Origin of the sequence: Chitinophaga sp. (assembly GCF_036566945.1) — a bacterium.
Classification (GTDB): domain Bacteria; phylum Bacteroidota; class Bacteroidia; order Chitinophagales; family Chitinophagaceae; genus Chitinophaga.
In genome coordinates this window covers 1-5,518 of sequence record NZ_DATCVJ010000127.1, presented here as the reverse complement: position 1 = coordinate 5,518, position 5,518 = coordinate 1, and the positions used below count along the sequence as shown (strand labels likewise).

Here is a 5,518-nt window from a genome sequence, read left to right as displayed (position 1 = left end):
CTGCCAGTCCGTTTTCTTCCAGGGTTTTCATGACCTCTCCTACTGACCAGTCAATTTCTTCGATCACATCTCCAAACAATCCATCTTTACTTTTTCCTTTATGCTTCGCAGAAACGGCTATGGGCACATGCGGCATACTGTGCGCCAGGTACAGAAAAAAAGGCTGCTTCTTATTTTCCTTTATAAACCGGCAGGCCCGGTCTGTATAAATAGTGGTGAGCTCGGATTGATCTTCCAGCGTTTTAATATATCTCAATGGCTTGTTGCCTTCTATCAGCGGCAACGGCGGATATTTTTTGCGGGAATTGGAAGAGGTATCTGAATAAGGCTTTCCATCGTAGTGTACCGGCCACATATCATTGGAGTAGGGTAATCCCAGGTATTCATCAAAACCGTGCTGTAAAGGCAGCCAGGGAGCTTTAGATCCCAAATGCCACTTGCCTACCATACCCGTATGATAACCTTGTGTTTTTAATAGGGAAGCAATGGTTTGTTCTGCCGTATCGAGTGCAATAGGTGCCGTAGGCCATAAAGCACCGTTAATACCTACCCGGTTAGGATAACAACCCGTCAGCAAACCTGCTCTGGAAGCTGAACATACGGCCTGTGCTGCGTAAAAATAAGTGAATCGCATCCCTTGTGCCGCCATGCGGTTTAAGTTGGGAGTATGCCAGGGAGTACCAGCATAGCATTCCAGGTCACCATAGCCCATATCATCCATAAAGATGATCACAATATTTGGCTTTTTAACCGCTGGCAAAGGCTTGATAAAACTGAATAATACTGCCGCCAAAAATAAAGTAGTCAGGCAAAAATAAATTCTCTTCATCCGGGATGTTTAACAATAAAAAATGGTGACCATAAAAATATACATCTTCCGGAATAAAATGGAATTATTCTTTTGGGAAAAAGCAGAAAGCGAAAAGCAGAAAGCAAAAAGCTATTGAAGCGAATGACCTTAGCATATATTGTACGTGCTAAACATTCGCTTCAATAGCTTTTTGCTTTCTGCTTTTTCCTTTCTGCTTACTCGAGCACCAGCTCTATCACCGGTATTTCAACTTCCGGCTTACGTACCGGTAAATCCAGTGCCAGATCGCCTTTATCGGTGCCATGCATTTTTATTTCGGACCCATCATTCAGCAATTGCGCATACTTCACTTTGCCTTTCATGCCGGGTAATTCAAAACGTTGCAGGGGGTAATCCAACAGGTGCACATATAAACGTTTGGTAGTAGGATTATAGGTTAATAAGCTATTATCCGGACGCTTAAACTCAGCGGGCGCCTCTGTACAACCGTAAATAGAACGACCGTTCACTTCCATCCATGCACCCATTCCCTTGAGTCTGTCTTGTGCACGGCTATCGAAAATACCGCGGGAGGTGGGTCCTACGTTGAGCGACAGGTTACCACCCTTGCTCACAGATTCTATCAGCAGCACCAGCAGTTGCTTGTTATCCTTCCAGGAAGTTTCATCACGGTAATATCCCCAGGAACCGGAAAAGGTCTGGCAAGTTTCCCAATGAATACGCTTGCCGTTACGGGTAGGCCATTCGGATACCTTGTACTGTTCCGGCGTGGCAAAGTCGCCACCATCTTCGTATTCACCCAGATCCAGCCGATCATTAACGATAATACCTGGCTGCAGCTTGCGGATCATTTTAATCAGGTCCAGTGAATTCCAGTCGTTATGGTCCTTACCATGCTCGCCCGGAAAAGAAAAGTCTGTCCACAGAATGTCTATTTTACCATAATTGGTCATCAGTTCTTTCAGCTGATTTTTCAGATAGGCACGGTATTTTTCCATATCACGGCCTTTGTTCAGACGCTCGTAATCCTTTGGATCACTGGGGCGCTGCGGATGTACACGGTCAATAGTGTAGTCAGGATGATGCCAGTCGATCAGTGAATAATAGAACCCTACTTTCAGTCCTTCTGCACGAAATGCGTCTACGAATTCTTTGATCAGGTCTCTTTTAGCTGCCGTGTTGGGCGCTTTATAGTCGGTATATTTAGAATCAAACAAGCAAAAGCCTTCATGGTGCTTGGTGGTGATCACGGCATATTTCATCCCTGCTGCTTTTGCCTGACGGGCCCACTCTTTCGGATTGTACAAGTCCGGATTATACAGGTCAAAATATTTCTGGTAAACGCTATCGGGAATATGCTCATTGCTTTTTACCCATTCATGGCGGGCTGGCATGGAATACAGGCCCCAGTGAATAAACATACCGAAGCGGTCATTTACCCACCAGGCCAGTCGTTGTTCCTTTTGCTCCGGAGTTTCATTAAAAATTTTCTTTTCCTGCGCCTGTACCTGCAAAAGGAACAGGAGAAAAGTGATGGCACAGAGTGATAGTTTCTTCATAACAAATAATTATACTTATTGGGTTTATTATTTATTCCGCTACGAGCCAGGTATAACCTGATGCCGGAATAGTAATTTTTACATGTGCCTGGTAACTACGGTCAAGAGTATACGTTTTTGCTACACCTTCTTTTTCCCTGATACGTATATTCCGGGTAGCACCGGTATAGTACATCGGTAAAACCACTTCCCGTGTAATAGCCTGTTCAGTTGGATTATACAGCATCACCAGTGCTTTTTGCGGCAAAGACGGGCTCACATGCATGATACCATCCCAGTCGCGGCCATCCGCCCGGCGCAGGTGTATGACATCGGTGTTAAGGATATCCCGGTACTTTTTGTACCAGTTGATCATATTTTTAACAACGGCTTTGGTACTATCGGTGTCGTATAAACGTGGCCCGCGGTAACAGGCCTGAATACCGGCGCCATAGTATTGCGCCATCAGTTGCTCATAGGAATCGAGGTGATCTTTCAATGGCTCCAGTGTAGCAGCAGCGCCGCCACCCTGGTATTCGCTGAGGGGTACAAATCCCCAGCTCATGGCCGGCGTTTTTTCCCAGGTGCCATCAAAAATATTTTGTCTGTTCAGGATCAGTTGCTCTGCTCTTGGCAGGGAGAAATTCACTTCGCGGTAGCCCAGTGCAATTTTATTGGTGCCGTCCATAAAGTACCAGTCAGGTGCATTTACATATACGCCTCTTGCATTACACCAGTGGTATAATTCCTTTTGCATTTGCATTTGCTTCCACTGGGAATCATCCAAACCGGTATGTCCGGGATGGGTGGTGGAGGCGCATACATCGCCCGGATACGGGCCATCATTTTCAAAAATGTCGAAGCCGGTGCTGCTGATAAAGCGTTTTAATTCCTGTACATAGCCCAGTCCCCATTTGCTTCCCAGGCAGGGTGCATTGCCAAAGAAGGCGCCGCCCCGCTTGCCGGTAACCGGACTAATCACATCGTCTTCCTCACTGATACGCCTACTCGAAAACAGGGAGTACCCACCCAACAATATTTTTTTGCTATGGGCATAATCCGCCAGTGCTTTAAATTTCGCGATGTTGGCGGCGCTGGTGTCTTCCATATTCAACCCACTGCCAAAGCTCAGGATCACCCCTTCGTAGCCGGTAGCCGCACATTGGTCGATGATGGCTTTTACTTTTACCGGGTCGGTGCTCACCAGGTGCATGAAAATTGGATTCTCTGTTGTCCATGGTGCAATAGTGCGATACAGTCTGCGTTTAGCCAAACCGTTGCGCTCCCGGTCGTACCCATCAAACAGCAACTCGTAGGTGCGGATAGATTCAAAATGTTCTCCTGCCGCCATGGTAATGCCCACCGGTACAGTTGGATATACTTCCAGCAAACAAGGGGTTTGATAGTCATAGTTCACCTGCGACGTGTAGGTGCTATCTGCCTTCCAGTGTGTGGTTTGGTCACTGAGATTTGCTTTCATCGCATTATTGAAAGCATAGTTACTTTCTATATAGATGCCATGTGGTACCTGCATTTTATTTACGGCACCTACAACCGCCGACTCTTCTTCCGGCGTAGCCAGTATTTCATTCACCACCTGTTGCAGCTTTACTGGTTGTCCGGTCTGGTTGGTAATTTCCAGCCATTTAGATATTAAAGGAATACCATCAAATATTTCGTAGTGTACTTTTACCAATAGTCCTTTCAGTTCCGGCGCCTGTGCTTCATAAGAGAAGATCAGCGCTTTACCGGTAGGTTGTTTGGGGTTGGAACACCAGCCATGTGCAGTCCATTTTAAGTAGGGTGCGATGCTGGTTACCTGGTGTCCTTTATACATAAAGTCTGAGGAACCCGCCTTTAGCTGATCCAGCCAGGCCGGCAACAGGTAGGCTTGCTGGGGTTGCCCCTGCGCGCCACCAATCATATAGTCATGACCATTTACCGTTATCCGCGCCTCCGGCTTTACGGCACGTAGCAGTTGTTCTCCGCTTACCAGGTTACGATAGTCGGTGCATATTACGTTGGGGGTTATACGAAAACTCCGGCTCAGCAAACCATTGCTGAGTGTAATGTCTTTACCTTTCTCTGTAATAGTTGCCATATAGGACTGATGATTAATCAGCCAGTCATTTGCCGGTGGTTTCACCTGAGCCATTGCTGTACCAGCATACAAACAGGTAACCAGTCCTGCCAGGAGGTTTGCTTTTTTCATGTTCTTGCTATTCTTAAAAAATTATTTCACGGGTTGCAGGATAATTTTCCGCAACCAGCATAATTCGGTCTTATTGCCGGATACCGGCTTAACCACCAGGTTTTGTTTCCCGGCTTTATCAATATGTACGATGCCAATGGCATGTTGAATAAATTGCATGGGTTTATGTGAATCGTAAGTACCTGTAGTCAGCGTCAGGAAAGGAAGTTGCTGTCCTCCTACGGTAACTATGCCTTGTTGGGAAGCGTTCCCTGGCTCACAGGCATAGTCGAGTGTAATTTTATAATCTCCAGCATCCTGTACTTCCAGCGGAAATACAATGGCATCATCCGGTGTTACCATGCCGGTGATACAGTTATCATGTTTCCAGTCGCCAAAATAATGAGAATAAGTAAACAGTTTATTTTTGGCGTTACCGTTGAAAACGGCCCATACCGCAGGTATTTCCGCCTGTGGATATTGGTTGCTCACGGTTTGTGTACGGAGTTGTGAGAGGTCTGGCTGTTGCCCGGTGTACTCCATTACCAACACTGTATTTCGTGTATCCGGCAACGTTACAGGTAACTGAATAATGGTTTCTTCCGGTAGTTGTTTCCAGGTAAGTATTTTATTGTTGCCCAGTATTTTAACTGATTTTATTTTTGCCGTAACGCCGGGGACCCGCAATTGCCTGTTGGCGGGCATTTGCCATACGTGCAGGAATAATTTACCGGGCTTGCTGGTGGTAACGCCCCAGGGTTGTGCCGGGATGAGGCCCCAGGTAGTGCCGTAAATACTTTCTCCATAGGTCTGCAACCATTTACCGGTGGCTTTGAGGTATGCCACGGAATAAGCGGGCCATTTGCCATTGCCATCCGGTCCTACGTTGAGCATGAGGTTACCGCCTTTGGAGGCTACATTGGAGAGCAGGTGAATAATTTCCTCCGGTGATTTAAAGTTGAGGTCATGCTGAATATA

At 46.5% G+C, this 5,518-nt stretch carries 4 protein-coding genes; all 4 read right to left on the bottom strand.

Annotation, left to right across the window (positions count from 1 at the left end; all coding sequences use genetic code 11):
• Window positions 1-829: sulfatase-like hydrolase/transferase (locus VIP81_RS03675; RefSeq protein ID WP_331957125.1), on the bottom strand; the 829-nt coding region annotated here is incomplete at its 3' end.
• Between the two features lie 197 nt (window positions 830-1,026).
• Window positions 1,027-2,370, bottom strand: coding sequence for an alpha-L-fucosidase (locus VIP81_RS03670; RefSeq protein ID WP_331957124.1), 1,344 nt, complete (start codon window positions 2,368-2,370; stop codon window positions 1,027-1,029).
• 31 nt (window positions 2,371-2,401) lie between these two features.
• Window positions 2,402-4,561, bottom strand: a complete 2,160-nt coding sequence (locus tag VIP81_RS03665; protein WP_331957123.1) for an alpha-galactosidase — start codon at window positions 4,559-4,561, stop codon at window positions 2,402-2,404.
• A gap of 21 nt (window positions 4,562-4,582) precedes the next feature.
• Window positions 4,583-5,518 (bottom strand): alpha-L-fucosidase (locus tag VIP81_RS03660; protein WP_331957122.1); only part of this gene is annotated, 936 nt, incomplete at its 5' end.